Below are 3,526 nucleotides of genomic sequence, written 5' to 3'. Positions count from 1 at the left end.
CGGCAGCCGTTCTTCGTGGGATGCGCCCCGCTCAGCTGCGCACCACCAGCACCGGGATGCGGGCCACGCCCAGCACGCGCTGCGTGACGCTGCCCAGCACCAGCTTCTCCAGCCCGCGGCGGCCGTGCGAGCCCATGACGATCAGGTCGGCGCCGGTCGCCTCGACCGTGCGCACGATGCCGTCGTGCACCGCGTGGCCTTCTCCCACCACCGACTCGACGCGCTCCACACCAGCCTGGGCCAGCGCGGCCTTGGCGGCGTCCAGGGCGGTGTTCGCCTCGGCCGTGGCGGCGCTCAGGTACTGCGCCTGGCCATAGGCGAAATCGGCGCCCACGCCCGTGAAGGGATAGGGGTCGATGACGTACAGGACGGTCACCGTGCTGCCGAAGGCCTTTGCGAGCCCGGCCGCCTTGGCGACCGCGCTCATCGAGGTTTCGGAGCCGTCAACGGGCACCAGGATGTGCTGAAACATGGATGGAACCTCCTCGTGTTGCTTTGTTACCGGTCGCCATCATGACATGCCCTCGCCCAGGAAAGCGCCGCGCCGGCAGGTCAGGACCAGGGTATCGCGCCAGCCATGTGCGCCCAGCGGCTGGATGGGTGTGGTCTCGTGGATCATGCGGGCATCGTCGAGCAGCAGCACCGACCAGGGCTCGTCCAGCGTGAAGCGCTGGCCGCTGGTGCCGTGCGCCTCGAAGATGCGGGTCTCGCCCCCCTTGATGGACGCGCGCGCCAGCAGGAACACGGCCACCAGGTCCACCCCGTCGCGGTGCGCTCCCTCGGGCGTGGGGCGCCCGATGCCGCCTTCGGTGTCGATGCGGAACTGGTGGGCCTCGATGAACCAGCGCGGCTCCTGCGGCGCCAGGGCGGCCCGGGACAGCGCCGCCACGGCCCGCAGCAGCGCCTGCCAGGCGGGTTGGCGCACCGTCTCCTCGCGCATCGGCGCGAACCAGCGCAGCATCCCCCCATGCAGTGCGTTGTATTCGACCGGCTGGTAGTGCGCGCGGTGCGGGGTCTGGGTCAGCTGCCCGCCCTCGGCAATGAAGCAGGCATGGCGCCGCCGCCGGTAACGCCCCCCGTCCTTCAGGTGCGCATCGGGCGGCAGCGCGTTCCAGTCGGCCTCGAGTGCCTGCAGCTGCTCGAGCGGGCAACCGGCCCACTCGGCGGTATCGCGCGGCCGCAGCACCGCATAGCCGCGCTCGCGCAGCTGCTGCTCGACGTGGCAAGCGGGCGTGTAGGGAGGAGAGAAGCTGATGGGGGCCATGCGCTAGCTTAGACCCAAAAGGCGGGGGCGCACAGGACCGGGCGCCGCGCCGCAGCAGTCGGTTGCGCCGGGGCAGGCAAAAGGGGTTGCACCACAAAAGTGCAACCCCTGAGTTTCATTGGTCGGAGCGGCGGGATTCGAACTCGCGACCCTCTGCTCCCAAAGCAGATGCGCTACCAGGCTGCGCTACGCTCCGACAGCGCGCATTCTAACCCGCTGCGGGCAGGGGGCCGGGAAAAGGCAAGGAAAAAAGGCGAGGAGAAAACCCGCCGGCACTGCTCAGCGGGTCGACGAAGGCCCCGGGCCGCGGCCTGGCAGGTGGCGGAAGGTGATGCGGCCCTTGGTCAGGTCGTAGGGCGACATCTCCAGCGAAACCTTGTCGCCGGCCAGGATGCGGATGTGGTGCTTGCGCATCTTGCCGCCGGTGTAGGCGATCAGCTGGTGCCCGTTGTCCAGCGTCACGCGAAAGCGCGAGTCAGGCAGCACTTCGGTGACGCTGCCCTGCATCTCGATGAGTTCTTCTTTGGCCATTGAAAAATGATGGATCTGGAAAAGCCGGATGGTGTGGTGCAGGGTCTCAATCGCCCGTAGGCTGAAGCGACACGCGCCGTCCGCGCGCGCCCGACAGGCAGGCCCGCGGCGCCCTCGCGCCAGTCGGATAAAGCGTCGCGCACAACCGGACAATTGTAATTGCGCCCCCGGGGGCCGGCCACTGTTTTTGGCCCTGCCGGCGCCCTGCTGTGGCGTGCGGCACGAAGCCCCGGCAGGGCACCCCGGCGCCCGCCCCTGGCCTTGCCCCCTACAATGGCCGCCCTCTCCCTTCGCATCGCCTCCAGGAGCCTTTTGCACGTGTCCGACCGCCTCGCCGTCCTGCCCCAGTACCTGCTGCCCAAACAGGCGCTCAGCGCCCTCGCGGGGTGTCTGGCCTCGGCGCGCGGCGGCGCCTGGACGACGGCGGCCATCCGGCGTTTCGTGGCGCGCTACGGCGTCGACATGTCCGAGGCGGCCGATCCGGACATCGCCAGCTACGCCACCTTCAACGACTTCTTCACGCGCGCCCTGCGCCCGGGTGCCCGGCCGCTGGCGCCGACCGAGGTCATCTGCCCGGTGGATGGCGTGGTCAGCCAGCTCGGCGCCATCGAGGGCGACCGGATCTTCCAGGCCAAGGGCCACCACTACAGCACCACCGCCCTGCTGGCGGGCGATGCAGCGCTGGCGGCGCGCTTTCAGAACGGCAGCTTCGCCACCATCTACCTGAGCCCGCGCGACTACCACCGCGTCCACATGCCTTGCGATGGCCGGCTGCTGCGCATGGAGCACGTGCCGGGCTCGCTGTTTTCGGTCAACCCCACGACGGCGCGCGGCGTGCCCGGCCTGTTCGCGCGCAACGAGCGCGTGGTCTGCCTGTTCGAGACCCCGCTCGGCCCGATGGCGCTGGTGCTGGTCGGTGCGACCATCGTCGGCAGCATGGCGACCGTGTGGCACGGCCAAGTCAACCCGCCGCGCACGGGCAAGCTGCGCCGCTGGGACTACGAGGGCAAGGAGATCCGCCTGCAGCGCGGCGAGGAAATGGGGCGCTTTTTGCTGGGCTCGACGGTGGTGCTGCTGTTCGAGCGCGCCGCGGTGCGCTTCGAACCGGGCTGGGCCGCGCTGCGCCCGGTGCGCATGGGCGATGCCATGGCCCGGCGGGCCTGAAGGCCCCGACGCGCCGCCAGTCCGCTAGGGCGCCTCGGGAACCCGCTCGGTGGTGAACACCGTCGGCTCCACCTCCAGCTCCAGCGGGTCTACCGGCTCCGGATGGCCGACCAGATAGATGGACAGGTCATGGCGGCGCAGGGCGACGTGGCTCACCGTCTCCCAGTTGCCGCCCCGGCGCACGCGCGTGCCGGGCTTGTAGAGCGGCATCCGGAAGCGGCGGCTCCAGCCCCAGGGCACCTCGTGGGTCGGCTGGGAGGCCAGGGGGTGGTTGGGGGTCTGCATGAGGGAGATTCTAGCGGCGAGCGCAGCCGACCGGGCGCCCTTGCGCCCACCCTACTTGCCGCCCGCGCCTTGCCCGGGAACCTTGTGGCAGGTCCATGATCAAAGCAGGCATGCTCCGCTGGTTGCTCGCGCTGTTGACCCTGCACTTGCTGCTGGGCATGGCCGCACCCGTGGCAGCCAGCGCAAGGCAGCCCGCGCCCGTGCTGCAGCCCATGGCGTCCCTCGTCGCGGACTGCTCCAGCGCCGCCGTCGCCGCCCCGGGTGGCGACGTGGCGCGCGCCC

5 protein-coding genes and 1 tRNA gene are annotated in these 3,526 nt (G+C 70.6%); 1 reads left to right on the top strand and 5 read right to left on the bottom strand.

Annotated elements, in window-relative coordinates; genetic code table 11:
• Positions 1-31 precede the first annotated feature (31 nt).
• From A612_RS09980 to infA, 4 genes are all read right to left on the bottom strand, one after another.
• Complete coding sequence (locus A612_RS09980) at positions 32-472, bottom strand: universal stress protein (RefSeq protein WP_019374351.1); 441 nt, start codon at positions 470-472, stop codon at positions 32-34.
• A gap of 39 nt (positions 473-511) precedes the next feature.
• Complete coding sequence (locus tag A612_RS09975; RefSeq protein WP_019374350.1) at positions 512-1,264, bottom strand: 2OG-Fe dioxygenase family protein; 753 nt, start codon at positions 1,262-1,264, stop codon at positions 512-514.
• Positions 1,265-1,383: 119 nt separating this feature from the next.
• Positions 1,384-1,460: transfer RNA gene (locus A612_RS09970), tRNA-Pro, on the bottom strand.
• An 83-nt stretch (positions 1,461-1,543) separates the two neighbouring features.
• Positions 1,544-1,795: a translation initiation factor IF-1 gene (infA, locus tag A612_RS09965; protein WP_019374349.1), complete on the bottom strand. Its 252-nt coding sequence runs from the start codon at positions 1,793-1,795 to the stop codon at positions 1,544-1,546.
• Between the two features lie 318 nt (positions 1,796-2,113).
• Here infA and asd point away from each other — a divergent pair, with 318 nt between their 5' ends.
• Complete coding sequence (gene asd, locus A612_RS09960) at positions 2,114-2,959, top strand: archaetidylserine decarboxylase (protein WP_040436558.1); 846 nt, start codon at positions 2,114-2,116, stop codon at positions 2,957-2,959.
• A gap of 24 nt (positions 2,960-2,983) precedes the next feature.
• On the opposite strand, the gene A612_RS09955 is transcribed toward asd, so the two are convergent.
• Complete coding sequence (locus A612_RS09955; RefSeq protein WP_019374347.1) at positions 2,984-3,244, bottom strand: hypothetical protein; 261 nt, start codon at positions 3,242-3,244, stop codon at positions 2,984-2,986.
• Positions 3,245-3,526 lie beyond the last annotated feature (282 nt).

Origin of the sequence: Melaminivora alkalimesophila (genome assembly GCF_000282995.1) — a bacterium.
Taxonomy (GTDB): domain Bacteria; phylum Pseudomonadota; class Gammaproteobacteria; order Burkholderiales; family Burkholderiaceae_C; genus Melaminivora; species Melaminivora alkalimesophila.
This window is presented reverse-complemented; position numbering and strand designations above follow the sequence as displayed.